Genomic DNA, 24,850 nt, shown 5'->3' with positions numbered 1-24,850 from the left:
CCGCCTTCCTTAACGACTCGCATGGATTAGGTTACTGCTACTAAGGCTAAAATATTGTCAGGCAAATGTCAGCAACTTTTAGCCATCTAGACGGATAAAATTTGACGGGGTCGTTCATTCGGGTACAATTCATTATAACTTATGTGGTTTTGTTATATAGCAGGCAATAGCAATGAAATGGAATGGCGAATACATTTACCCTTATGCTGAACATGGTCGTAAGAGTCAGCAGGTGAAAAAAGTTACGGTCTCAATTCCTACCCGGGTATTAAAAGTACTGACTGATGAGCGGACCCGTCGCCAAATTAATAACCTTCGTCATGCTACCAACAGCGAACTGCTGTGTGAGGCATTTTTACACGCTTTTACCGGTCAACCGCTGCCGGAAGATGAAGATTTGCAAAAATCCAACAGCAATAAAATACCCAAAGCTGTGCGAGAAGAGTTGGAATCGCGAGGCCTGCCGATCCCAACTGACGAAGAATTGGACGATTAATCCTGCATATAATTTTTCGGTAAGTCGATTTTAGCCGCGCCGGATTTCACCGCGGCTTCGGCAACAGCACGGGCAACGCGCTGGCACAAACGCGGATCAATAGGCTTAGGAATGATGTAGTCGCGGCCGAAGTTTAACTCTTTTACATCGGCGGCTTTTAGCACAGAATCCGGCACCGGCTCTTTAGCCAATTGACGAATCGCTTCGACAGCGGCCACTTTCATTTCATCGTTAATTTCTGTTGCCCGAACATCCAGCGCTCCCCGGAACATAAACGGGAAACACAGCACATTGTTCACCTGATTTGGATAATCTGAACGGCCGGTACCCATAATCAAGTCATCCCGTGCGGCCATGGCAACTTCCGGTTTAATTTCAGGATCCGGGTTCGAGCAGGCAAAAATCACCGGGTTCGGTGCCATCAGTTTTAATTCATCTTCATTCAATAAGTTGGGCCCTGAAACCCCGACGAAAATATCCGCACCGTCGATAACGTCTTTTAGCGTGCGCTTATCGGTGTTGTTGGCGAACAGTTGCTTGTATTCGTTTAAGTCGTCCCGGCGGGTATGAATAACGCCTTTAGAGTCGAGCATGTAAATGTGTTCGCGTTGCGCACCGCATTTAATCAGCAGCTCCATACAGGCAATGGCTGCAGCGCCGGCACCCAGGCAGACAATGCGTGATTCGGCCAGTTTTTTGCCCTGAATTTCCAGTGCGTTAAGCATACCGGCTGCGGTAACAATGGCGGTACCGTGCTGATCATCATGGAATACCGGTACGTTACAACGCTCTATTAAAGCTTGTTCGATTTCAAAGCACTCGGGTGCTTTAATGTCTTCTAAATTAATACCACCAAAGGTATCAGCAATATTGGCAACGGTATTGATAAAGTCCTGCGTGGTGCGATGGCTGACTTCAATATCAATGGCATCGAGTCCGGCAAAGCGTTTAAACAACAGTGCTTTGCCTTCCATAACCGGTTTTGACGCCAGTGGTCCTAAATTACCCAGGCCAAGAATGGCCGTTCCGTTGGTAATAACAGCAACCATATTGCCTTTAGCCGTGTACCGGTAAGCGTTATCCGGATCTTGTGCGATTTCTCGAACTGGCTCTGCAACTCCCGGGCTGTAAGCCAGCGCTAAGTCTTTGCTGGTTTCTGCAGGGGTGGTTAATTCAACGGAAATTTTACCCGGTGTTGGGTATTCGTGGTAATCCAGTGCCTGTTGGCGAAAGTCTGTCATGCGGTGATACCTGGGTCTGGTGATCAGAATGCTAATCAGTCTATCGCTTTTGTGTTAATAAACAAATCTTACCTCCGCCTTTTGACGTCTAAAGAGTTGAGTAAAATTTTTGAGGTGTTCAAAAGTACACCGGTTAACTTTTCTTTAACAATAGGGCTCTCAGCAGAGCAGGCACAAAAAAAGGCGCTGTTTAGCGCCTTTTTCTTAAAATCTGCTGTTAAGCAGCGTTTTCTATAGGTTTTCTTAGGCTTATTTCTTGCCCAGAGCGCCAAAACGCTTCTTAAATTTGTCAACACGACCACCCGTGTCCATGACACGTTGCTTACCAGTGTAGAACGGGTGGCACTCTGAACAGACGTCCAGGTGAAGATCTTCTGAGCGGGTTGAACGCGTTTCGAACGTGTGACCGCAAGAACAGCTGACTTTTAAAGTCTCGTACTTAGGATGAATACCTTGTTTCATGGGGTTACCTCAGTTATGGGCCGCATCGCCATTCGATCCAAAGCCGAACACCATGCGCAAAAAAACATCAATGAATTAAGAGCCGCGCATTTTATGTGATCCTGGGCTTCTGATCAAGCAGAATCTGCTGCCTTGTATTCTGCGCGGTAGCGTTCCAGAATAGAGCCATGAAGCAAGCCAACAAGGGCAGCGAACGACGTTATAAAGTCGCGCTGCCGTTACCTCTCAGACAAACCTATGATTATCTGTGCAAAAGTGCCGAGCCACTGTCGCAGGGAGTGCGCGTGCGCGTGCCATTTGGGCAGCGTCAGTTAGTGGGGTACGTGGTTGCCGAAGCAACTGATGAACCACCGACTTTTGAACTTAAATCGGTTGCGTCGGTGCTGGATGTGCAGCGGCTGTGGCCGGATGATATCTGGCAGCTGGTGCGTTGGTCCTCTGACTATTACCACCATTCGTTGGGTGACGTAGCCGCGAACAGCCTGCCGGTTTTATTGCGCAAAGGCGATGCGCCTGAGTATTTGACTGAAACGTTTTATGCGTTGACAGACTTAGGTCTTGCGCAGTCGATTAACGATTTAAAAGGAGCCGCGCGGCAGCAGCAAGTGCTGGCAGCGCTCAAACATCAACCTCTTAGACGCAGTGACTTGACCGATATTGGGGTGACTTCGGCGGTGCTCCGCACCCTGCAGGATAAAGGCTGGATTGAAGTGCGCGAACAAGCGCCGGCGAAGCCGCAAAGCTGGCAACAGCAGTCCTCGGTGTTAAGGGAGCAGGGTCATGCGTTAAATACCGAGCAGGCGGTGGCCGTTTCGACCATTAATCAACAGCAGCAACACAGTACATTGCTGTTGGAAGGCGTTACCGGTAGTGGTAAAACCGAAGTGTATTTGCAGGCCATGGAGCCGGTACTGGAGCGCGGCGAACAAGTGTTGGTGCTGGTACCGGAAATAGGCCTGACACCACAAACCTTGCAGCGCTTTAAAGAACGCTTTGATGCGCCGGTGGTGATGCTGCATTCCGGTATGAGCGACAGAGAGCGACTGAATACCTGGCTGGATGCAAAACACGGGCATGCAGCGATTATTATTGGCACCCGCTCGGCGGTGTTCACGCCTTGCCAGAAACTCGGCCTTATTGTGGTCGATGAAGAACACGACTTGTCCTACAAGCAACAGGACGGCTTTCGTTACCATGCCCGTGACATAGCCATTAAACGGGCGGCGTTATTGAATATTCCATTGGTGCTGGGTAGTGCAACGGCCTCGCTGGAAACTCTGAACAACGCGGTCAGCAAACGCTTTCACTGGCTTAAACTGGGGCAGCGTGCTGGCGGCGCGCAAATGGTTAAACACGAGCTTATTGACCTTAAGCAGCAACCGATAAAAGCCGGTATTTCTAAAATACTGCAGGAACAAATTCAGGTAGAAATTGAACGCGGTAACCAGGTATTGCTGTTTCTTAACCGCAGGGGGTTTGCGCCGGCATTAATGTGTCATGAGTGTGGCTGGCTGGCGCAATGTCATCGCTGTGATGCTTATTACACGGTGCATAAAACGCATCAGCAGCTGCAGTGTCACCATTGTGGCAGCCAGCAACGGATACCGCGCCAGTGTGGTTCTTGTGGCTCGCCGCAGATGATCTCTCATGGTGTGGGCACTGAGCAGTTAGAGCACAGCCTGAAAGAGATGTTTCCCGGCCGCGGAGTGCTGCGCATTGACCGCGATTCGACCCGCCGTAAGGGGCAGTTAGATGATTACCTGCAAAAAGCCACCAACAATGAGTATCCGTTGCTGGTGGGTACGCAGATGCTGGCAAAAGGTCATCACTTTCCGCATGTGACCTTGGTGGCGCTGCTGGATGTTGATGGCGCGCTGTACAGTGCGGATTTCCGGGCAGCAGAGCGTTTAGGCCAGCTTTATACTCAGGTGGCCGGTCGTGCCGGGCGGGAGCACAAAGCCGGGAAGGTGGTACTGCAAACCCACCATCCGGAACACGACTTAATTCAGGACTTACTCAACAACGGCTATTCGCATTTTGCGCTAACAGCCTTAGCCGAGCGTCAACAAAGTGAATTGCCGCCGTTTTCGTATTTGGCGCTATTTCGTGCTGAGGCAACAGACAGAGATTCGGTGGTGCAGGCCATGACTCAAATTCAGCAGTTGATGCCGCAGGTGGATGGTGCGTTTTTGTTGGGCCCGATGCCAGCGTTGATGGAGCGTAAAGCCGGTCGTTACCGCTACCAATTGCTGTTACATTGTCAGTCACGGAAACTACGTTTTCAGTTAATTGAGCACTTGCTGCCGCAGATTAACGCCTTGCCGTTATTGAAGAAAGTGCGCTGGTCGCTGGATATTGATCCACAAGACTTCAGCTGATTAACAACTAAGCGGTTTTTTTTATCGGGCGTAGCGATTAAACTAAGCGCTTTGAATTTCCTCTTCGATTTTTCATACAGGTAGTCGCATTAATGAAAGAACAACTTGAACAGTTACTGGCCGAAGCCATTGGTCAACTTAAAGCACAGGGCACAATTCCGGCAGATCATTCAGTAAATATTCAGTTGGATCGCCCACGCGACAAATCGCACGGTGACTTTGCGACAAACCTGGCATTGATGCTGGCAAAACCAGCAAAATCGAACCCGCGCCAGTTGGCGGAAGCCATTGTTGCTGCGGTTCCGGAAAATTCTTTACTGTCAAAAATGGACATTGCGGGTCCGGGTTTTATTAACTTCACCATTTCGCAGGATCAGCTTAAAGACCAGCTAACGGCCATGCTGAACAGTGACAGCCTGAATGTTGATGTGGCTAAAGAGAGCAAAACCATTGTTATTGATTATTCCTCGCCTAACCTGGCGAAGGAAATGCACGTGGGACACTTACGCTCGGCCATTATAGGTGATGCGGTGTCGCGAGTGTGTGAGTTTTTAGGCCATAAAGTGGTGCGTCAGAACCATGTGGGTGACTGGGGCACCCAGTTCGGTATGCTTTTAGCGTATATGGAAGCGCTGGATAACCAGTCGGCAGAATATGAGCTGAGCAACCTGGAAACTTTTTATAAAGCGGCCAAACAGCGTTTTGACGACAGCGAAGAGTTCGCTGACCGTGCACGACAGTTGGTGGTGAAACTGCAATCGGGCGATGAATATTGCTTAAAACTGTGGAACCAGTTTATTGATGTGTCACTGAGTCATTGCCAGGAAGTTTATGACCGTTTAGGTGTTAAGCTGACCCGTGCTGACGTAATGGCAGAAAGTGCCTACAACGACAAGTTACCGGGTGTCATCGAGCACCTGCGGGGGAAAGGCTTGTTGACCGAAGATCAGGGCGCGCAATGTGTGTTCCTGGAAGAGTACAAAGGCAAAGAAGGCGAACCACTGCCTATTATTGTGCAGAAAAAAGGCGGTGGTTATCTGTATGCCACAACCGATTTAGCCGCTATTGAATACCGTCAGAAACAGTTGGGCGGCGATCACCTGATGTACTTTGTCGATGCCCGTCAGGCACTGCATTTTGACCAAATTTTTACCCTGGCGCGTAAAGCAGGCTTTGTCGAAGGGGAGATACAGCTGGACCATTATGGTTTTGGTACGGTGATGGGCAAAGACGGCAAACCCTATAAAAGCCGGGATGGTGGTGTGACTAAGCTGGCTGACTTACTCGATGAAGCGGAACGTCGGGCATTAGAGTTGTTGCAGCAAAAAACCACTGACCTGACCGAAGAGCAGCAGAAACGCGTTGCTGAAGTGGTGGGTATCAGCTCGGTCAAATACGCGGATTTATCGAAAAACCGCACCAGCGATTACATTTTTGACTGGAACCACATGCTGACTTTTGAAGGCAACACGGCGCCTTACCTGCTGTATGCTTACACTCGTGTGAACAGTATTTTTTACCGTTTAGGCGATACCGCTTTTGACCGTGATGCAGACATTATTCTGAACGACGAGCGCGAGCTGGCGCTGGCGAACCAGCTGGTGCGTTTTAACGAAGTGTTGCACCAGGTTCAGGATAAAGCGATGCCGCACTTCTTATGCGGTTATTTGTTTGACCTGGCGGGGCGTTTTTCGAGCTTTTACGAAGCTTGTCCTATTTTGAATCAGGAAGACGAAGCCCTGCGTAACAGCCGCCTGAAGTTGTCGATGTTAACGGCCAATGTGCTGAAGCAAGGTCTGGATTTGCTGGGCATTCCCACCCTGGAGAAGATGTAACGCACTATGGATTACGCGAATCGTAAGCCAAAGTCGCCCAAACGTAAGCCGACTAAGAAAAAGGGAAGCAATAAGAAGCAGCAACGTGGAGCAAAACCCGTTGGTGAGCGTAAAGCTGTCCCTTGGTTCGTGGTTATTATTGCCATTGGTTTAATTGCCTTATTTACTTATATTCTGGTGCAAATAAGCGGTAAGTCAGAGGAAGTCGAGCAGCCGCATGTGCAGCAGCCACCGGCCGACTTACTACCCGAAAAATCGGCGGAACGCTGGCGCTATATTGAAGAGCTGGAAAGTAAAGAAGTGGAAGTGGATGTCCCCGAACGCGAAGTGGGGCCACCGAAGCTGATGCAATGCGGCTCTTTTCGTCAGCAGGCTGATGCAGAAAGGCTGCGTGCGCAAATTGCGATGGCGGGGCTGGAATCTCAGGTCCGCGCGACCGAAGGCAGCAACGGTCTTTGGTACCGGGTTATTCTGGGTCCTTATGAAACCAAACGCGACGCTGAACGCGATAGGCATAAACTGCAGCGTAATCAGGTGTTTGGCTGCGCGATATGGAACTGGAACATCGATTAGTCGATATTAACCATTGAAAAATGCGATAGAGACCCTCAAATACTTGTCATTGATGTCACAAAGACAAAAAAGAGGGTCTTGATTTGACTACTATCGTATCTGTTCGCCGCGGCGATAAAGTTGTTATTGGCGGTGATGGCCAGGTTTCTTTAGGCAACACCGTAATGAAAGGCAATGCACGCAAAGTGCGTCGTCTTTACCACGATAAAGTGCTGGCAGGCTTTGCCGGCGGAACCGCCGACGCTTTCACACTGTTTGAACGTTTTGAATCCAAACTTGAGCAACATCAGGGCAACCTGATGCGTGCGGCTGTGGAGCTGGCAAAAGACTGGCGTACCGACCGGGCTTTGCGTCGATTAGAGGCGCTGCTCGCGGTTGCGGACAAAGAAACCTCACTGATTATTACTGGTAACGGCGACGTTGTGCAGCCTGAAAATGACCTGATTGCGATTGGCTCCGGCGGACCTTTTGCCCAGTCAGCGGCGAGAGCGTTGCTGGAAAACACCGATTTAAATGCCCGCGATATTGTGCAAAAAGCACTGACCATAGCCGGAGATATTTGCGTGTACACCAACGGCAATCAGACCATTGAAGAAGAAGAGTCTATTGCTGAAGACAAAACAAAGCAGGGGAAAAAATAAGATGTCTGAGATGACCCCAAGAGAAATTGTAGACGAATTAAACCGACATATTATTGGTCAGGATAAAGCCAAACGCGCTGTGGCCGTTGCTCTGCGTAATCGCTGGCGCCGGATGCAGCTGGATGACGAGCTGCGTCAGGAAGTCACGCCTAAAAATATCTTAATGATAGGCCCTACGGGTGTGGGTAAAACCGAAATTGCCCGTCGCCTGGCCAAACTGGCCAAAGCGCCTTTCATTAAAGTGGAAGCGACCAAATTCACGGAAGTGGGTTATGTGGGTAAAGAAATTGAATCCATTATTAAAGACTTAACTGACGTGGCAGTGAAGCAAACCCGTGAAGAGATGATGCAAAAGGTACGTTATCGCGCTGAAGAAGCGGCGGAAGAGCGTATTCTGGATGTATTGCTGCCACCGGCGAAGAAGTCTTCTTCTGGTTGGGCTCAGCAACAGCAGGAAGACGGTGAAAACACAGGCAATGAAGATGAGCGTGGTACGCGTCAGATATTCCGTAAGAAGTTGCGTGAAGGCCAGCTGGACGACAAAGAAATTGAAATTGATTTAGCCATGCCGCAAATGGGTGTCGAGATTATGGCACCGCCGGGCATGGAGGAAATGACGTCGCAATTGCAGAACATGTTCCAGAACATGGGCAACGACAAAACCAAGGCGCGCAAAATGCGCATTAAAGACGCTTACAAACAGTTGGTTGATGAAGAGGCGGCCAAGCTGCTGAATCCTGACGACGTAAAAGAAGCGGCGATTGAGTCCGTTGAGCAGAACGGCATTGTCTTTTTAGATGAAATTGACAAGATTTGTAAGCGTGGTGATACCAGTGGCCCGGACGTTTCCCGCGAAGGTGTGCAGCGCGACTTACTGCCTTTGGTTGAAGGCACAACGGTGAATACCAAGCACGGTATGATCAAGACCGATCATATTCTGTTTATTGCTTCTGGTGCTTTCCAGATGAGTAAGCCGTCTGACCTTATTCCGGAACTTCAGGGCCGTCTGCCTATTCGGGTTGAGCTGGAAGCACTGACCAGTGGCGACTTTGTTCGCATTCTGACCGAGCCGAGTGCGTCGTTGACCACTCAGTATCACGCTCTGCTGAACACCGAAGGGGTTGAGGTAAGCTTTACTGAAGAAGGTATTCAGCGTATAGCCGAAGTGGCATTCCATGTGAACGAAACCACAGAAAACATCGGTGCGCGCCGTTTACACACAGTACTGGAACGGTTGATGGAAGAAATTTCGTTTCATGCAACTGACCACAATGGCGAAAAGCTGACCATTGATGCGGATTACGTCAATGAGCATGTCGGTGAACTGTCACAGGACGAAGATTTAAGCCGCTTCATCCTGTAAACGCGCTGATTGCTAAGAAACTTAAGCCGTTGCAAACTCTCCCGGAGGCAACGGCTTTTTATTGCTCTGAATTTGGCGCTCAATGAATTGCTCGGCGAATTGCAGGCGCATTGGCGGTGAGTAAAAATAGCCCTGCATCATGTCACAGCCCAGCTTTTGCAACATATCCTGCTGTTCTTCGGTTTCAATTCCTTCAGCAATCACTCGTTTTCCTAAACCATGAGATAAGCGGATCATGGCTTTTAAAATAGTCGCATCGTTGTTGTTTTGTTGCAGTTCACTGACAAAGCTGCGATCAATCTTAATTTTATTGATGGGCAGGGAGCGAAGGTAAGCCAGAGAAGAGTGGCCGGTACCGAAGTCGTCAATAGAAATACCAAAACCCATTTCCCGTAGGCGCTGGATAACACTCATGCCGTTGTGTAAGTCCGACATAGCGACGTTCTCGGTAATTTCGAGCTCCAGCCATTCGGGCGAAATATTGTAGTCTTCCAGTAACCGCTGCATTTTTTCAATCAACTGAAAATGCTGAAACTGCGGCGCCGACAGGTTAACGGCGATGGGCCAGCAGAAACCGAATTTCTGTTTCCAGGAGGTAAGAATGGCCGCCGCCTGATTCAGCACCCAGTCATCCAGTTCTGTTGAGAGCCCTAACTGCTCAATGTAAGGCAGGAATTCTGCCGGGCTGAGTAAGCCTCGTTCAGGGTGTTGCCAGCGAATAAGAGCTTCAAAACCACAAAGTTGTTGGTGGTCGAAGTCAAACTGGGGCTGAAGGTACAAAGTGAACTCATTTTCCCTCATGGCCTTACGCAAAACTGGTTCCATATCAACCAGGTAGGCGTACATTTCATCCATTCCGCGCTCGTAGACGGTAATGGTCGGCTGATGTGACTGCTTAGCCTGGGTTAACGCAATGGTGGCTTTATTGAGTAAGACTTCTGAGCGACTGCCGTGCTGCGGATAGCGCGCAATACCAACGCCAGCGGCAATGCTGAGTGTCTTTTCGCCAACTTCGATTGGCTCGTTTAGCGTGTCCTGAAGCTCGGTCGCCAGGTCTTGTATGAGACTCCGGTTTTTGAGGTGATCAAAGGCAATGGCAAAAACATCACCGCTAATGCGTGACACCGTCAGCGGCTGTTTATTGAAATTTTGCAGGCGCCGGGCAATTTCTTTTAACACCTGATCGCCACCACGAATACCGATGTTTTCATTCACCACTTTAAAACGACTAACGCCCACCAGCATAATGGTTAAATGACGATTATTGCTGCGGCAATATTCAATGAACAATGGAATTTTGCTTACCAGTTGGGCGCGGTTGGAGACCCCGGTAAGAGCATCGTGTGTGTGCAGGTATTCGGCTCTCTGGATGGCGCGGACGGCTGTATTGCGCTCAGATTCCAGTAACCAGATGATGACGCCAACGATAACCACCGCAATAATGATAACCGTTAACAGCGCCTGAAAACTTAAAACCCAGTCAACGGCGTTGGCGGGTAGTGACAGTATGACACTGAGCACCAAAAAGTTTTTTATACCAATGCTGAAAAAGCCGCCGGATACCAGTTTAGGACCAATTCCGCTTCCTAATTTTCGCCACATAAATAGGCCAATAATCAGCAGAGCCGCGCCGGTGACCAAAAAGCGCATAAAGCCGGCATTAGGCGTACTGCCAACGTAGCTAATTGTCGGTTCCAGCCAAAAATAAGAAATAATGCCGCTGATGAGCGAGACCGCGTAAGCGACGTATTGCCAGTATGTTTGCGGCCTACTGTTAAAGGCAGCACAACTTGCGCCCAGAGCAATGAAAGCAATGGCAAGATACTGGAAAGTTAATGCAACGCCTTGTAAACCGCCCGACCAGCTAAGAGCTGACTCGGGAGCGATCATTGCACTACCGGCAAGAGCGGCCCGGATCAATTCGCTGGGGCCAAAAGCAAAACAGGCGAAGGACCAGTAGCGCAGGTAATCACGCTGGTAGTAGCGATGGTAATACATTAACAGCGACGCGAATCCGATAAGGAAAATTGCCTGTATGGCATGCGCAAACGTCTCTATCGCCAGACTGGTCATTAGGTCAAGCTGAGGCATGAAAATAGTGATTCACTTTATTATTATTATAGTGAGTTAGATTAAACGGGTTTTTATTCTATAATTCAAGGGTTTCGTTACCTCTGTCTGACGTGCTTTTGTCCTTGCCGGATAGCAGGTATACTGCCAGTTACTGCTATAGCAACGTCAGGAATACAATCATGGAATACAACACTTCAGAACTTTGCGATTTATACCCCGATATGGTCGATGTCGTTGAACCCATGTTTGAGTCTTATGGAGGCCGCGGTTCTTTTGGCGGTCGTCTGGTTATTATTAAATGCCATGAAGACAAAGGACTGATTGAAGAAACTGTCGCTGCCGACGGTGGTGGTAAGATTTTGCTGATTGACGGTGGCGGCTCGTCACGCCGGGCGCTGATTGATGCTGCCATAGCAGAGCAGGCCATGGATAACGACTGGGAAGGCATCGTCTGTTATGGCGCGGTGCGCGAAGTCGACGCACTGGAAGAGCTGGATATTGGTATTCTTGGTGTTGCTTCGATTCCTGTGGGTGCGATTAGCGAAGGTGTTGGTGAGCTGAATGTGCCAGTTAACTTTGGTGGCGTCACCTTTTTGCCCGATGATCACCTCTACATTGATACCACGGGTGTCATCTTGTCTCCGGAACCATTAGATATTGAATGATGAGTGAGATTTCTTTTTTAGAACTAACCGACCCGGCAAAATGGGTGACGGTACGCGAGCAAGAAACAAAAATTGGTCAGGCTATCCGTGTTCTGTCTGAACAGGGAACTTATGAAGAGAGTCTGGTTTCAGCCTGGGAAGATGGTCAGCGCGTTGCCTTAGTCGGCATTCCGGAAAGTATTGGTGTGCGCGCGAATCTTGGCCGCGCAGGTGCTGACGATGGCTGGCAGTCATTTCTAAAGAGCTTTTTGAACCTGCAGAAAACCGGCTTGCTTTCCACGCATGAATTGCTGCTGGTTGGTGCCGTTAACTGTGACGACTTAAATGCCCAAGCCGCTGAACTGGATGCCTCAAACGCACACGATTTAGCAACTTTACGCGAACTTTGCGCGCAGGTTGATGCGCGGGTGGAAAAAGTGCTGACGCCGCTGTTTGAGCAAGGTTTTGAAGTGATTGTTATTGGCGGTGGCCACAATAACGCTTACCCACTTTTAAAAAGCCTGCATAAAGTTACCAATGAGGCCTGTGGTGCAGTGAACTTAGATCCGCATGCAGACTTTCGTCCGCGTGAGGGCCGCCATTCCGGTAACGGCTTTAGCTACGCTTATATGGAAGGTGCGCTGGAGTTTTATCATATTGTTGGTCTGCATCAGGGCAAAAACTCCGCCAGTAGTCTGCGCCAACTGCAGGACGCTGGTATGCGTTACCATACGCTGCACCGCTTATACGAACGTCCATTTGCTGAAGTGATGGACGAAGTGGTGGCAAAAGCGGTGTCCTGGCAGCGTCCACTGGGCATTGAAGTGGATGTGGATTCGTTAAATGCGGTGCCTGCCAGCGCCGTGAATTATGTCGGTTTGAGTCTGGGGCAGGGTTTTCAATATGTTAAACGCCTGGCTGAGGTGAGCGAAGCACGTTATCTGCACCTTGCAGAAGCCGCACCGTCATTGTGCAGTGCGGGCTTCGACGAAGGCATGAAAATTTGCGGACAGTTGCTTAGCGAGCTAACCACGGCTTACTTACACGGTCGTGAGCGACGCCGTTAAACCATAAGGTTTGTAGCGGGTTTACGCCAAACTGGTAAGTGAGCTCGGCGGCGTCCTGACAACCCCATAGTGCTAAATCAGCAAAACAACCTTCGGCAATAACACCGCGTTTTTTCTCGCCTAAGGCCTTGGCAGCATTAACCGTTACTCCGCGCAAGCATTCTTCCGGTGTCATGTGGAAGAAGGTAGCGGCCATTTGCAGCATTAACGGTAGGTTGTGAATAGGCGAAGAGCCCGGGTTTGCATCGGTAGCGATGGCCATGGGAACGCCGTGTTTTCGCAGTAATTCAATCGGCGGCTTTTGGGTATCGCGCAGAAAATAAAATGCGCCCGGCAATAACACCGCTACCGTATCATTGGCGGCCATGGCCTTAACGCCCTCTTCATCGAGTTGCTCGAGGTGGTCAGCCGATAACGCCTGGTAATCTGCGGCCAGCTTTGCGCCTTTTTGATTCGTGATCTGCTCTGCATGAAGCTTAATAGGGAGCCCCAACTCTTTTGCGGCTTTAAACACTTTTTCAGTTTGTGCCGGGCTGAAGCCGATACTTTCGCAGAAAGCATCAACGGCATCGACCAGGCCTTCGTTCGCCAGAGTTGGCAGAATGTTTTGGATAATTTCATCGATATAACCGTCGGCGTTATCCTTGAACTCTGGCGGCACGGCATGCGCTGCCAGTAGCGTGGTCTTTATGTTCACCGGTAGCTGTTCGGCTAACTGACGCGCTACGGTTAATTGTTTACGCTCGTTTTCTAAGTCCAGCCCGTAACCGGATTTCACTTCAATGCTGGTAACGCCTTGCGACATCAGCGCTTCCGCTCGTTCTAAAGCCAGTGTTAATAGCTTTTCCTGTGACGCCTCGCGAGTGGCTTTAACGGTGCTTTTTATGCCGCCGCCCTGCTCGGCAATTTCCTGATAGCTGGCACCATGCAAGCGTTGAGCGAATTCGTTCGCACGCGAACCGGCCCACACCAAATGGGTATGGCAGTCGATGAGTCCCGGGGTCAGCAACCCGCCGTTCCCGTCAATAACTTGCGCCGTTGGGGTGGCGGGGGCCTCAAAAGCGGCACCCACAAACTCAATTTTTCCTTTATTGATAATGACTGTAGCGTCCTGGATCAGGCCATAGCCCTGGTCACCGGTCATGGTTGCTGCGTTGATATTTTCTATGCGTTGCATAACAGTCCTTAAAGGTTGGTTCTGATAAAAGAATAGCAAAAGTAACTTGTATAGACAATTATTCTGAACTAGACTTTTACCCTCAAACGCATCGTGTCGTATCATTCATTGTTGGGGTCGGGATGAATAAATTTTCAAAGATAAAACAGCACATTTATCTGAAGATAGAATCCGGTGAGTGGCCTGAAAACCACCCTGTCAGTTCTGAAAATGCGTTATCTACGCAGTTCTCGGTGAGTCGCATGACCGCTCGTAGAGCGTTGCAGGAGTTAGCGGATGAAGGTTTGGTGATAAGAACTCAGGGGTCAGGCACTTACGTTGCCCCAATAAAGTCACAAACCTCGTTTATGGCCATTCGCAACATCGCCGATGAAGTGCGTTCGCGCGGGCACGGTTACCGTGCCAAAGTACACCTGCTAAAAGAGCAGCCAGCAACCGTTCAAATAGCCGAAGCGCTGGAACTGGAAGAAGGCAGCCCGGTTTTTCATTCGTTGATCACCCACTATGAAAACGACCAGCCGGTTCAGCTTGAAGAGCGTTTTGTGAACCCGAAACTGGTTCCCGATTATCTTAAACAAGATTACAGCAAGGTCACTCCGCACGAATATTTATGCGTAGTCAGTCCGCTGACCGAAGCCAGTCACCAAATTGAAGCTATTCTGCCGGTCAGCACGATATGCCAATACTTAAATATCGACCGTCACGAACCTTGTCTCAGAATTTTGCGCCGTACCTGGAGCTCAGGCGGTGTGGTCACCTTTGCCACACTGACTCACCCTGGTTCCCGGTTTAAGTTAGGCGGCCATTTAACCTTTAAGGAGTAAGTCATGTCATTCACCCGTCTGGATAAAAGTCGCAAGATAAGCGCACCTCATGGAACTGAGCTAACCACCTGCAACTGGCAGGTAGAAGCTGCAAAGCGGATGCTAATGAACAACCTGGATGACGAAGTTGCCGAACACCCACAGGCACTGGTCGTTTATGGTGGTATCGGGCGTGCTGCGCGCAGCTGGGAATGCTATGACAAGATTATTGAGACGTTAGAGCGAATGAAACCTACCGAGTCGCTGCTGATTCAGTCCGGTAAGCCGGTGGGGGTTTTCCCTACGCACGAAGACGCGCCGCGTGTGCTGATTGCTAACTCTAACCTGGTGCCGGAATGGGCGAATTGGGAGCACTTTAACGAGCTGGATAAAAAAGGCCTGATGATGTACGGCCAGATGACCGCCGGCTCATGGATCTACATTGGTTCGCAAGGCATTGTGCAGGGTACTTACGAAACCTTTGGTTCGGTTTCGCGTCAGCACTTTAACGGTGATGCCAAAGGTAAGTGGGTACTCACTGGCGGTCTTGGTGGCATGGGCGGTGCTCAACCATTAGCGGCAACTATGGCCGGTTTCTGTATGCTGGCGGTTGAATGTGACGAGTCGCGCATCGACTTCCGTTTGCGTACCGGCTATGTGGATCATAAGGCCACTAATCTGGACGATGCGTTAAAGCTGATGAATGACGCCATGGCGAAAGGCGAAGCCATTTCAGTGGGGTTACTGGGTAACGCCGCTGACGTTTATGCGGAATTACAACAGCGCGGCGTAACGCCGGACGTGGTCACTGACCAGACCTCTGCCCACGACCCTCTGCATGGTTATTTGCCACAGGGCTGGACACTGGATGAATACAAAGCCAAGCAGGAAAGCGATGCCGGCAGCACGGTAAAGGCGGCGAAAGAGTCCATGGCGGTGCAGGTGCGGGCTATGCTGCACTTCCAGAACGAAGGCGCTGCGGTACTGGATTACGGTAACAACATTCGGCAGATGGCCAAAGACGTTGGTGTGGATAACGCCTTTGACTTCCCGGGTTTCGTGCCGGCTTATATTCGTCCGTTGTTCTGCGAAGGTATTGGTCCCTTCCGCTGGGTGGCTCTGTCGGGTGACCCGGAAGACATCTACAAGACCGATCAGAAAGTGAAAGAGCTGATCCCGGATAACGAGCACTTACACAACTGGCTGGATATGGCCAAAGAACGGATTAGCTTCCAGGGCTTGCCGTCACGTATTTGCTGGATTGGCCTGAAAGACCGTGCCCGCATTGCCCGCGCGTTTAACGACATGGTTAAAAGCGGCGAGTTAAAAGCGCCGGTCGTTATTGGTCGTGATCATCTCGATTCTGGCTCAGTTGCCAGCCCCAACCGTGAAACCGAAGCAATGCAGGATGGCTCTGATGCAGTATCGGACTGGCCGTTGCTGAATGCGTTGCTGAATACTGCCGGCGGCGCGACCTGGGTTAGTTTGCATCACGGCGGTGGCGTGGGTATGGGTTACTCACAACATGCAGGTGTGGTGATTGTGGCCGACGGTACCGAAGAAGCCGACAAGCGCTTAAGTCGCGTGCTGTGGAACGACCCGGGTACGGGCGTTATGCGCCATGCCGATGCCGGATACGATATTGCGAAAAACTGCGCCCGCGAACAAGGGCTCGATTTACCCATGCTGGATACGAAGTAAGGAGGTTGCATGAGTCATTTTGAATTACAACCAGGACAACTGCAGTTACATGAACTGCGTAGCTGGTTTTATCAGCATCAGACGTTAAAACTTTCTGATGAAGCGAAAGACAACATTGCGACTTCGGCGAAAACCGTTGCCGATGTGTTAGAGCAAGGACGTGTGGTTTACGGTATTAACACCGGCTTTGGGCTGTTAGCGAATACCCGTATTCCTCCGGAGCGCCTGACTGATCTTCAGCGCCGCATTGTGTTGTCGCATGCGGCCGGCACCGGTGACTTAATGGAAGACGCCGTGGTGCGTTTAATGCTGCTGTTGAAAGTTAACTCTCTGTCGCGTGGCTTTTCCGGTGTGCGTCCGGTGTTGGTTGACGCACTAATCAAACTACTGAATGCCGAAGTGTATCCGTGCATACCGGAAAAAGGCTCTGTGGGCGCGTCTGGTGATTTAGCGCCATTAGCGCATATGGTATTGCCGCTAGTGGGTGAAGGCACGGTCCGCCATAACGGCGAGGTGCTTAGTGCCGAAGAAGGTCTGAAAATAGCGGGTATTGAGCCCTTTGAACTGGCGCCAAAGGAAGGTCTGGCCTTATTAAACGGTACCCAGGCATCAACCGCATTAGCGCTGGCAGGCTTGTTCCGCATTGAGCGTAATTACCATGCCGCTATTGTTGTGGGTGCAACCTCCGTTGAAGCCGCAATGGGTTCGCGAGCGCCGTTTGATGAGCGTGTACACGCCGTGCGCGGACAACCAGGGCAAATTAAAGCCGCGGAAATGCTGCGTTATGTGCTGACAGACAGCTCAGAAATTGCTAAAGACCACGAAGACTGCGAAAAAGTGCAGGACCCATATTCGCTGCGTTGTCAGCCTCAGGTAATGGGTGCGGTGTTAGACCAAATTGAGCATGCTTCGGGTATTTTAGTGCGCGAAGCCAACGGTGTTACTGACAACCCACTGGTGTTTAGCGAAGAGCAGGATATTATTTCCGGTGGTAACTTCCACGCAGAGCCAGTTGCTATGGCCGCCGATATTCTGGCTATTGCAGCGAGCGAAATTGGCGCTTTATCGGAGCGTCGCAGTGCCCTGCTCATTGACAGCCATTTAAGCAAATTACCCGCGTTTTTGGTGAATGACGGTGGAGTCAACTCGGGCTTTATGCTGGCGCAGGTTACTGCCGCGGCATTGGCGTCAGAAAACAAAACCTTGGCGCATCCGGCCTCGGTGGATAGCCTGCCAACCTCTGCTAACCAGGAAGACCATGTGTCGATGGCAACTTTTGCTGCCCGTCGGTTGACGGACATTGCTAAAAACGTCAGTGATATTATTGCGATTGAGTGGCTAGAAGCGGCACAAGGCCTGGATTTCCGTCGTCCTTTAAAAGGTGCGGCTGCGGTTGAAACCGCATTTAACTGCTTGCGTGAGCAAGTGGCATATTATGCGGAAGACCGTTTCTTTGCGCCGGACATTAAAGCGGCCAGTGACCTGATTCAACATGGTGAGTTAGCGGCAGTGGTGCAACTACCACATATTTTATCTGAAGCTTAAATCTACGGGTTAATCCCGTTTAGCAAGCACCACAAAGCGGCCGGTAAATTCTGCTACCGGCTGCTCTTCATCCAATATTTGCGCTTTTAGTGTTAAACGGGCGTTTTTGCCTTGTTTTAACGCCGAAAAATCACCGGTAACGTCACTGAGTCGAGCAATTGCCCGAGGTTCCTGAGTAACCGGTTTATGGTAATGAATGTTGCCGTCACCTAATACCACTGACCCTTCCAATTCCCGCTCCAATAGTTGCAAATGCAACAGTCCCCAGCAGGTTAAGGTACCCAGTGAATAAATGCTGCCGGCAAACATGGTGCCGTGCACGTTAATGTTACGGGAGAGAACCGCGCGGGTTTCGAACACACGCCCGGTGTATTGATGAATTTTAATGCCCATGGCATCGGAAATAGGAATGTCTTCCTGCCAGGTTTTCTGTAACTCTGTACACCACTCAGGCCGATAGATAATACGGTTGTACTCAGTGAAGGACTTACGTAAATGATGTTCAGCCATCGGGTTGTTTACAGTATCGGCTTCTTCCGCTACGTCGTAACCACATTTCTTATAAAAGCCAATGGTATTGTCGCGTGAGTTGATCACGACATGCGTTGCGCCTTCTTTGCGCGCAGCAAGCTCAAGCGCGTAGATAATAGCGACCCCATGACCTTCACCTCGGTATTCAGGTGCAACCGCCATAAAGCGTATTTGTGCTTCTTCCGGGCTGTTAAAATGCAGCCGGCCAACCGCAACGGCTTCGTCAGCCTCATTTACCACCATTCGGTGATGACCCACCTGGTCGTACTCGTCTTGTTCAGAGCCTAAAGGGCGTTGAAAAGGCTCGCGCAGAACCCGCCAGCGAAGGTAGTAGTAACGCTCAATTTGTTCTTCTGTTTCTGGTGTAATAACGCGATACATTAAGTTATACCTTTAATTCAAATGTGACCGGACCATCATTGACCAGCTCGACTTGCATATCGGCCGCAAAACGACCGGTTTCTACCGGAACGCCCTGAGCAGCTAGTTTATCGCAAAACACCTGATATAAATGCTGAGCCTGATCGGGGGTTGCTGCCGATGAGAAACTGGGGCGACGACCTTTACGGGTATCTGCTGCCAGTGTGAACTGAGAAACAACCAGCACTTTGCCTTGTTGATCGACAACGCTGTTATTCATTTTGCCTTCGGCGTCACTAAAAACGCGATAATGGGCAATGCGCTGAGCTAACTTTTCTGCACTGACTTCGTCGTCTTGATGTTCCACTCCCAACAAAACCAATAGCCCGTGGTCGATGGCGCCGACAACCTCATCGGCGACAGTGACCTTGGCACGACTAACGCGCTGAATCAGTCCTATCATGATATGTACCCTTCAAAAACAGAACGGCTATGTTCGGCGAAAACGCGAAGCAGGTCAATCAGACTTCGGCTCAGGCTGTTGTAACTGATACTCCTCTAAGCTGACGGTTAATACCGCGCCAATAAGTACAATCAACCAAGACAGGTAAATCCACACAATGAGAATAGGGATGGTTGCCAGTGCGCCGTAAATGGCCTGATAAGTCGGGAAAAAAGTAATGTACAAAGAAAATAACTGTTTACTCAGTTCAAACAGAAGTGCCGCAATAACCGCACCAAAAGCGGCATAGCGGAACTTAACCTGGCGGTTAGGCACCAACTGATACATGAGCACAAAAAACACAAAAGAGGTTACAATGGGTACGAACCACAACACAAGGTTCTGTATACCGGAAACATATTCATCAGCAAACTGACTGAGCGAGATCAAATAAGACGTCGCTGCCAGGCCGGAACCGATAAGCACCGGTCCGAGTGTCAGTAGCATCCAGTAAACCGCAAAAGACACTAACCAATGTCTGCTGCTGGAGTCTCGCCAGATATTATTCAGTGCTTTATCAATGGCTGACATGAGCATGATGGCGACAATGAACAGAAAGCCAACGCCAATGGCTGTCATTTTTGAGGCATTGGTCACGAACTCATTCAGGTATTGCTCCAGTTGTTCGCCCGAGGTGGGGAGTAAATTAGCAAACAACGCCTGCTCAAGGTTTTCCTGTAGCTCTTCAAACATGGGGAAAGCAGAAAAAACCGTAAACATGACCACTAACAGCGGCACGAGCGACAGCATAGAGACATAAGTTAAGTGCCCGGCGGTAATATTCGTATTGTCACTGTTAAACCTTTGCCCAAAGTACTTGAGAAAGCCTAAGGTGTGTTCGAAATACGATTTCCAGTCAAGTTGCATCATGGTGTACTGAGCTAATCCAGTTTAAATAACGTAGGGAAGTATAAACTATCATGATAGAGAGTAGCGCAAATGGCAATGGTGGTATTGGGTGCCGGTGGTGGATTAGGCCAAGCCTTAACACTGGAATTACACAGTCAGTTTCCTGATGAAGAGATCATTGCGTTGTCTCGCCAGCCTCAAACTGGGTTATTTGACTCGGGTAAAATTACCTACTGCCAAATTGATGACTACAGTGAAGACTCGTTGAGTGCGTGGGTGAGTGACTTTAAAAGTGGCGGTAAGCAGCTGACGGGAGTCATTTCAACTATTGGTATGCTGCATGATGAGCAGACGTTTCCAGAAAAAAAGTTATCAGATATTACGGCGGACAACCTGACTAAGTTGTTTTCTGTTAATGCGATAAAACCGTTATTAGCGCTAAAAGCGTTTGTGCCAATTCTGGATCGGAAGAAGACGTGGTTCTGGGTTCAGTTGTCGGCGAAAGTGGGCAGTATTGAAGATAATTATCTGGGCGGTTGGTATGCTTATCGCTCGAGCAAGGCGGCGTTAAATATGTTGCTGAAAACCGCTTCTGTCGAGTTGAGGCGAACTCATAAAGAGCTGTGTGTAGCAGCAATACACCCGGGTACAACCGATACCGAATTATCGAAACCGTTTCAGCAGCGGATTGCCGCCAATAAACTGTATTCGCCGGAATTGTCAGCAGAACGAATAGTCGAAGTAGTGAAACACTTGAAACCTGAGCAGTCCGGTGGGTTATGGCACTGGGACGGTTCCGCTTTACCTTATTGATTTAATTTGCTTTTAGTTAAGGAATGTCTCTTAATTGGAAAGAGGTGTCATTCAATGCAAGGAGAACACGATGTTGTATATTTTAGCGATTTTATTTCCTCCAATTGCGATTTTACTGACAGGTAAAATATTTCAGGCAATTTTTAATGCAATAATTGCCGTGGTTGGCGTGGTTTTGTTTATTTTTACGCTTGGTGCTTTCGGGGTTGTTTACCTCATTGCCATCATTCATGCCATTATCGCGGTGCATGGTTACCACAAGGACAAACGCGATGAACGTTTAATTAAAGCTGCACGAGGTGACAAATGAAAAAATGGACACTGCCGTTAGTCGCGGTATTTATGCTGTCAGCATGTCAGAGCGCTTACTACGGCACAATGGAAAAATTTGGCGTGGAAAAACGCGATATTTTAGTCGATAGAGTCGATGATGCGCGCGATTCGCAAACCGATGCTCAGGAAGAGTTTCGATCAGCGTTAGAGCGTCTGGATGAGATGCTGAATATTGATGGTGGCAAGCTGGAAGAACAATACAATGCATTGAGTGGCGATTACGAAGACAGTAAAGACGCTGCGCAGAAGGTTCGCAGTCGTATTGATGAAGTCGATGAGGTGGCCAATGACTTATTCGACGAGTGGAGCGAAGAACTGAGTGAATACAGCAATGACACGATGCGCCGCGAAAGCGAGCGACAGTTGCGCGAGACTGAACGTCGTTATGCCGAATTACTGAGGGTGATGGAGCGTGCGGCAGACAAGATGCAGCCGGTGCTGGATAAAATGCAGGACAACGTGCTTTATCTGAAGCATAACCTGAACGCGAAGGCGATTGATGCCATTCGTGGTGAATTCAGTAATCTGCAAAACGACATTTCCGTATTAATAAAGGATATGGAAGCAGCAGTAACTGAGTCAAACCGCTTTATTGAAGCCATGCAAGATTCTCAATCTGACTGATTAGGAGATACTATGACTGTTTTATTTATTGGAGGCAGCCGCCGTAAAGATTCGCTTAATACCAAGCTAAAGCACCGTTTAGCAGAAGTGGCAGATAAAAACGGTATTCGCTACGAGCTGGTTGATGCTGATGCGCTGGATGCTCCAATTTACCATGGTGATTTAGAAGCCGCAGACGGAGTGCCTGAGCCAATGAAAAAGTTGGGCGAGAAAATTCAAGCGGCATCGAAAGTGGTTTTGGTAAGCCCTGAATACAACTCGTCGGTATCGCCGTTGGTAAAAAATGCGATTGACTGGGTATCAAGGCTTGATACGGGCGCATGGTCCGGTAAAACCGTGTTATTGGCTGCTGCCTCTCCTGGCGGTTTAGGCGGCTTGCGCGCGGTCAGTCACTTGCGCGACATACTGGCGAATGTAAAAGCGTGGACGGCTCCTGTGTGCGCCAGTTGCCCTAATGCCAGCGCTGAAGCTATTGCCGCAATGGATGAAAGCTTTTTAAAAAGCTTCCTGGAGCAGGGAAAGGACTGATTCGTGATTGACTGGAAAATCGTTCAGGAGTTGGGCCCGTACTCCTGGGAAGGGATAGGCACCGCACTTTTGTGTGGTGCTATCGTGGGTCTGGAAAGACAAATTCGTGGTAAGCCGGTTGGTATCAGAACCTCCGCGTTGATTATTCTAGGCACTTACCTATTTTTGGTGGGCGGTTCTTCTGTGGTCAGCCAGGGTAGCGATCCATCGCGGGTGATAGGCCAAATTATTACCGGTATCGGCTTTTTGGGGGCCGGTGTCATGTTGGCGCGCGACGGTGTGGTGGTTGGCGTCACATCGGCTGCAACTATCTGGGCTTTGGCGGCCATTGGTATTGCTGTTGGTCTCGGCATGTATGGTGTGGGGATTGTGTTGTCGCTGGTTATTGTCGGTGTATTGCTCGGCGTTGACTTACTTGAAGACACGTTCCAATCGTTAACCCGTGGTGTTCACCGAAAATACAGCGGTTGGCGTCGTCGCCGCGGCGACAGCAACGAGCTCTAACGTATTAAGCCATTAATGTAACTGTCGATGGCTTTGTTCCCGTACTCTACTAAAGGAAAATAGTCTGGTGCGAGTAACCAGTTATAAATCAGTCCGTCGACCAAAGAGAAAAGACCAATGACGGCAATTCGGGCATCTACTGTTGTGGCTAAGTCCCCTTTCTCAATAGCCGATTCAAAAAGTTTTTCAATATCACAGATGCATTCATTACGACCGCTTACGTGTCGCAATTTAATCGGGTTTACTTCGTCAATGTATTCGCATTTATGCAGTAAAATACTGGCCAGAGAACGGACTTGAGGGTCGTCCTGAACGCGACTGATAAACTCTTTTGAACGCCCTTTAATTTCCACCATAGGATCAAACTCGGAACCTTCAGCGATTTGCTCACGCATTTCATCAATAGGCAGTTTGACGCGTCCCATCAGTGACTCAATGAGATCCATCTTATTCTCAAAGTGATGGTAGATAGCACCGCGAGTGACACCAGCTTTTTCGGCCACTTGCATCATAGACGTATGGGTCACTCCGTTCTCACTGAATAAAGCTTCAGCAGCATCCAATAATTTGGCGCGGGTCTCCATTGCGTCTTCTTTTGTGCGTCGAACCATTTGGGGCTCCAGTTTCTTAACATTCGTTCATTATTATAACGGCTTTTGTTTAATCATGCATCAATGTATGTATATTCTAATACAAGGTTTTCGAAACAATTAGGTAAAAGCGGTTGTGGAATGGGATTTCCGCCCTAATAATAAAGGTATACATTTAGTAAAAAATGCTGAGGTGTGTGATGAAAAACGAACTTGATAACAAACTGATGTTGGATGCGTACGAAAAAATACACACTCATGGTGAGGCACGTCAGGGGCGTCACTATTTAGAAGGAATTGAAGCTTACACTGACCACGATGGGTATACCGTTTTTTTAGAAGGGCATGGAGTGAAGCTGACGTTGCAATTTCATAACTCGTATCACCTGAATTATGACAACGAGAGACAGTACGATCAGTTTATACGGGCCCTTAAAAATATCAGTAAAGGCTATGAAACCCCCGGGTTGGAGAGAGGATGAGCCAACATAAAGCCTATTCGGCAATGGAAGAAATTGCCCACGCTCTGACCCATGGCGTGGGTGCTGTTTTAAGCGTAGCTGCTTTGGTTGTTATGCTAGTGTGGACTTCAACTTACGGTGATGCTTTCCACGTGGTCGCAGTGAGTGTCTACGGTGCGAGTCTTATTCTGCTTTATACGGCCTCTACGCTTTATCACGCATTCCCCTGGCCAAAAATTAAAGCGGTGTTCCAGCAGCTGGATCATGCGGCTATTTACGTACTGATAGCCGGTACATATACGCCATTTGCGCTTATTAATCTCAGAGGCGCCTGGGGCTGGACATTATTAGGTGTCGCCTGGAGTATCGCATTGTTAGGTGTGATTCTTGAACTTGGTATGAAAAAGCGAATAAAGTGGCTGTCGCTAAGTTTGTATCTTGGCATGGGCTGGATGGCACTTATCGCGATAAAGCCCATGATAGACAATGTTGATACTGGTGGTTTGATGCTGCTTGTCGCTGGCGGTTTAGCGTACACCTTCGGTGTTATTTTTTATGTGTGGAAAACGCTGCCGTATCACCATGCCATTTGGCACTTGTTTGTACTGGCGGGCAGTGTGTTTCACTTCTTTTCGATCTTCTATTTCGTTCTGCCACAGCCGGAGTTGCTGAGCCTAAGGTAATTTCTTCGCTGAATATCAGACAGAAAAAAGCCCGCTGATTTTTGAAGTGACCCCATAAAGTTGGACTCATTTC

At 49.3% G+C, this 24,850-nt stretch carries 26 protein-coding genes; 18 read left to right on the top strand and 8 right to left on the bottom strand.

The features are described from left to right. Positions 1 to 172 precede the first annotated feature (172 nt). Positions 173 to 496 carry a met regulon transcriptional regulator MetJ gene (gene metJ, locus CWI78_RS12265; RefSeq protein WP_126783087.1) on the top strand — a complete coding sequence of 108 codons (324 nt, stop codon included), beginning with the start codon at positions 173 to 175 and terminating at the stop codon, positions 494 to 496. Here metJ and CWI78_RS12260 read toward each other — a convergent pair. Both CWI78_RS12260 and rpmE read right to left on the bottom strand, forming a co-directional pair. Next, positions 493 to 1,737, bottom strand: a complete 1,245-nt coding sequence (locus CWI78_RS12260) for a malic enzyme-like NAD(P)-binding protein (RefSeq protein ID WP_126783086.1) — start codon at positions 1,735 to 1,737, stop codon at positions 493 to 495. The genes metJ and CWI78_RS12260 overlap by 4 nt on opposite strands. A 249-nt stretch (positions 1,738 to 1,986) precedes the next feature. Next, positions 1,987 to 2,199 carry a 50S ribosomal protein L31 gene (gene rpmE / locus CWI78_RS12255; protein ID WP_054490333.1) on the bottom strand — a complete coding sequence of 71 codons (213 nt, stop codon included), beginning with the start codon at positions 2,197 to 2,199 and terminating at the stop codon, positions 1,987 to 1,989. Positions 2,200 to 2,366: 167 nt separating this feature from the next. Between rpmE and priA the strand changes: the two genes are divergently transcribed. From priA to hslU, 5 genes are all read left to right on the top strand, one after another. Next, positions 2,367 to 4,577 carry a primosomal protein N' gene (priA, locus tag CWI78_RS12250; RefSeq protein ID WP_126783085.1) on the top strand — a complete coding sequence of 737 codons (2,211 nt, stop codon included), beginning with the start codon at positions 2,367 to 2,369 and terminating at the stop codon, positions 4,575 to 4,577. Positions 4,578 to 4,669: 92 nt separating this feature from the next. Further along, positions 4,670 to 6,412, top strand: a complete 1,743-nt coding sequence (argS, locus tag CWI78_RS12245) for an arginine--tRNA ligase (RefSeq protein WP_126783084.1) — start codon at positions 4,670 to 4,672, stop codon at positions 6,410 to 6,412. A gap of 6 nt (positions 6,413 to 6,418) precedes the next feature. Beyond that, positions 6,419 to 6,985 carry an SPOR domain-containing protein gene (locus tag CWI78_RS12240; protein WP_126783083.1) on the top strand — a complete coding sequence of 189 codons (567 nt, stop codon included), beginning with the start codon at positions 6,419 to 6,421 and terminating at the stop codon, positions 6,983 to 6,985. A gap of 83 nt (positions 6,986 to 7,068) precedes the next feature. Beyond that, positions 7,069 to 7,626 carry an ATP-dependent protease subunit HslV gene (gene hslV, locus CWI78_RS12235; RefSeq protein ID WP_011235683.1) on the top strand — a complete coding sequence of 186 codons (558 nt, stop codon included), beginning with the start codon at positions 7,069 to 7,071 and terminating at the stop codon, positions 7,624 to 7,626. 1 nt (position 7,627) lies between these two features. Further along, positions 7,628 to 8,989, top strand: coding sequence for an ATP-dependent protease ATPase subunit HslU (hslU, locus tag CWI78_RS12230; protein WP_126783082.1), 1,362 nt, complete (start codon positions 7,628 to 7,630; stop codon positions 8,987 to 8,989). 21 nt (positions 8,990 to 9,010) lie between these two features. Here hslU and CWI78_RS12225 read toward each other — a convergent pair whose 3' ends face one another. Next, complete coding sequence (locus tag CWI78_RS12225) at positions 9,011 to 11,080, bottom strand: putative bifunctional diguanylate cyclase/phosphodiesterase (protein WP_126783081.1); 2,070 nt, start codon at positions 11,078 to 11,080, stop codon at positions 9,011 to 9,013. Positions 11,081 to 11,241: 161 nt separating this feature from the next. Here CWI78_RS12225 and rraA point away from each other — a divergent pair, with 161 nt between their 5' ends. Continuing rightward, on the top strand, positions 11,242 to 11,727 hold the full coding sequence (rraA, locus tag CWI78_RS12220; protein ID WP_126783080.1) for a ribonuclease E activity regulator RraA: 486 nt from the start codon (positions 11,242 to 11,244) through the stop codon (positions 11,725 to 11,727). After that, on the top strand, positions 11,727 to 12,773 hold the full coding sequence (locus tag CWI78_RS12215; RefSeq protein WP_126783185.1) for a formimidoylglutamase: 1,047 nt from the start codon (positions 11,727 to 11,729) through the stop codon (positions 12,771 to 12,773). Before rraA ends, CWI78_RS12215 begins: the two co-directional genes overlap by 1 nt. Here CWI78_RS12215 and hutI read toward each other — a convergent pair. Beyond that, positions 12,724 to 13,950, bottom strand: a complete 1,227-nt coding sequence (gene hutI / locus CWI78_RS12210; protein WP_126783079.1) for an imidazolonepropionase — start codon at positions 13,948 to 13,950, stop codon at positions 12,724 to 12,726. The genes CWI78_RS12215 and hutI overlap by 50 nt on opposite strands. Before the next feature lie 122 nt (positions 13,951 to 14,072). Here hutI and hutC point away from each other — a divergent pair, with 122 nt between their 5' ends. From hutC to hutH, 3 genes are read left to right on the top strand one after another with little or no spacing between them, the layout of a single operon-like run. Beyond that, on the top strand, positions 14,073 to 14,774 hold the full coding sequence (gene hutC, locus CWI78_RS12205) for a histidine utilization repressor (protein WP_126783078.1): 702 nt from the start codon (positions 14,073 to 14,075) through the stop codon (positions 14,772 to 14,774). Between the two features lie 3 nt (positions 14,775 to 14,777). Further along, complete coding sequence (gene hutU, locus CWI78_RS12200; protein ID WP_126783077.1) at positions 14,778 to 16,454, top strand: urocanate hydratase; 1,677 nt, start codon at positions 14,778 to 14,780, stop codon at positions 16,452 to 16,454. Between the two features lie 9 nt (positions 16,455 to 16,463). Further along, positions 16,464 to 17,999, top strand: coding sequence for a histidine ammonia-lyase (gene hutH / locus CWI78_RS12195; RefSeq protein ID WP_126783076.1), 1,536 nt, complete (start codon positions 16,464 to 16,466; stop codon positions 17,997 to 17,999). A 9-nt stretch (positions 18,000 to 18,008) separates the two neighbouring features. Here the strand turns inward: hutH and CWI78_RS12190 are convergent, their stop codons facing one another. The 3 genes from CWI78_RS12190 to CWI78_RS12180 are packed head-to-tail and all read right to left on the bottom strand — an operon-like array spanning position 18,009 to position 20,262. Continuing rightward, positions 18,009 to 18,911, bottom strand: coding sequence for a bifunctional GNAT family N-acetyltransferase/hotdog fold thioesterase (locus CWI78_RS12190; protein ID WP_126783075.1), 903 nt, complete (start codon positions 18,909 to 18,911; stop codon positions 18,009 to 18,011). Between the two features lie 4 nt (positions 18,912 to 18,915). Next, positions 18,916 to 19,353, bottom strand: a complete 438-nt coding sequence (gene dtd, locus CWI78_RS12185; protein WP_126783074.1) for a D-aminoacyl-tRNA deacylase — start codon at positions 19,351 to 19,353, stop codon at positions 18,916 to 18,918. Positions 19,354 to 19,407: 54 nt separating this feature from the next. Beyond that, the gene (locus CWI78_RS12180) at positions 19,408 to 20,262 is read right to left on the bottom strand and encodes a virulence factor BrkB family protein (RefSeq protein WP_126783073.1); all 855 of its coding nucleotides are present in this window, start codon (positions 20,260 to 20,262) and stop codon (positions 19,408 to 19,410) included. A 69-nt stretch (positions 20,263 to 20,331) separates the two neighbouring features. Between CWI78_RS12180 and CWI78_RS12175 the strand changes: the two genes are divergently transcribed. The 5 genes from CWI78_RS12175 to CWI78_RS12155 all read left to right on the top strand — a co-directional run bounded on the left by CWI78_RS12175 (position 20,332) and on the right by CWI78_RS12155 (position 23,043). After that, positions 20,332 to 21,054, top strand: a complete 723-nt coding sequence (locus CWI78_RS12175) for an SDR family NAD(P)-dependent oxidoreductase (RefSeq protein WP_126783072.1) — start codon at positions 20,332 to 20,334, stop codon at positions 21,052 to 21,054. Positions 21,055 to 21,124: 70 nt separating this feature from the next. Next, a complete protein-coding gene (locus tag CWI78_RS12170; RefSeq protein ID WP_126783071.1) occupies positions 21,125 to 21,364 on the top strand; it encodes a YqaE/Pmp3 family membrane protein in 240 nt (79 codons plus the stop codon). Further along, entirely contained in the window at positions 21,361 to 22,011 is a 651-nt protein-coding gene (locus CWI78_RS12165) for a DUF2959 domain-containing protein (protein ID WP_126783070.1), read from the top strand. The genes CWI78_RS12170 and CWI78_RS12165 overlap by 4 nt, the downstream gene beginning before the upstream one ends. 12 nt (positions 22,012 to 22,023) lie before the next feature. After that, the gene (locus tag CWI78_RS12160) at positions 22,024 to 22,539 is read left to right on the top strand and encodes an NADPH-dependent FMN reductase (protein ID WP_126783069.1); all 516 of its coding nucleotides are present in this window, start codon (positions 22,024 to 22,026) and stop codon (positions 22,537 to 22,539) included. Positions 22,540 to 22,542: 3 nt separating this feature from the next. Further along, positions 22,543 to 23,043, top strand: coding sequence for an MgtC/SapB family protein (locus CWI78_RS12155; RefSeq protein WP_126783068.1), 501 nt, complete (start codon positions 22,543 to 22,545; stop codon positions 23,041 to 23,043). Here CWI78_RS12155 and CWI78_RS12150 read toward each other — a convergent pair. Then, positions 23,040 to 23,654, bottom strand: coding sequence for a TetR family transcriptional regulator (locus tag CWI78_RS12150; protein ID WP_126783067.1), 615 nt, complete (start codon positions 23,652 to 23,654; stop codon positions 23,040 to 23,042). The genes CWI78_RS12155 and CWI78_RS12150 overlap by 4 nt on opposite strands. 179 nt (positions 23,655 to 23,833) lie before the next feature. Between CWI78_RS12150 and CWI78_RS12145 the strand changes: the two genes are divergently transcribed. Then, positions 23,834 to 24,115: a DUF3081 domain-containing protein gene (locus CWI78_RS12145; RefSeq protein WP_126783066.1), complete on the top strand. Its 282-nt coding sequence runs from the start codon at positions 23,834 to 23,836 to the stop codon at positions 24,113 to 24,115. Further along, complete coding sequence (gene trhA, locus CWI78_RS12140; protein ID WP_126783065.1) at positions 24,112 to 24,777, top strand: PAQR family membrane homeostasis protein TrhA; 666 nt, start codon at positions 24,112 to 24,114, stop codon at positions 24,775 to 24,777. Before CWI78_RS12145 ends, trhA begins: the two co-directional genes overlap by 4 nt. The last annotated feature ends 73 nt before the right edge of the window (positions 24,778 to 24,850 follow it).

This window comes from Idiomarina ramblicola (genome assembly GCF_003987255.1).
GTDB lineage: Bacteria > Pseudomonadota > Gammaproteobacteria > Enterobacterales > Alteromonadaceae > Idiomarina > Idiomarina ramblicola.
The sequence above is the reverse complement of the archived record's forward strand: the minus strand, read 5'-3'. Positions and strand labels throughout refer to the sequence as shown.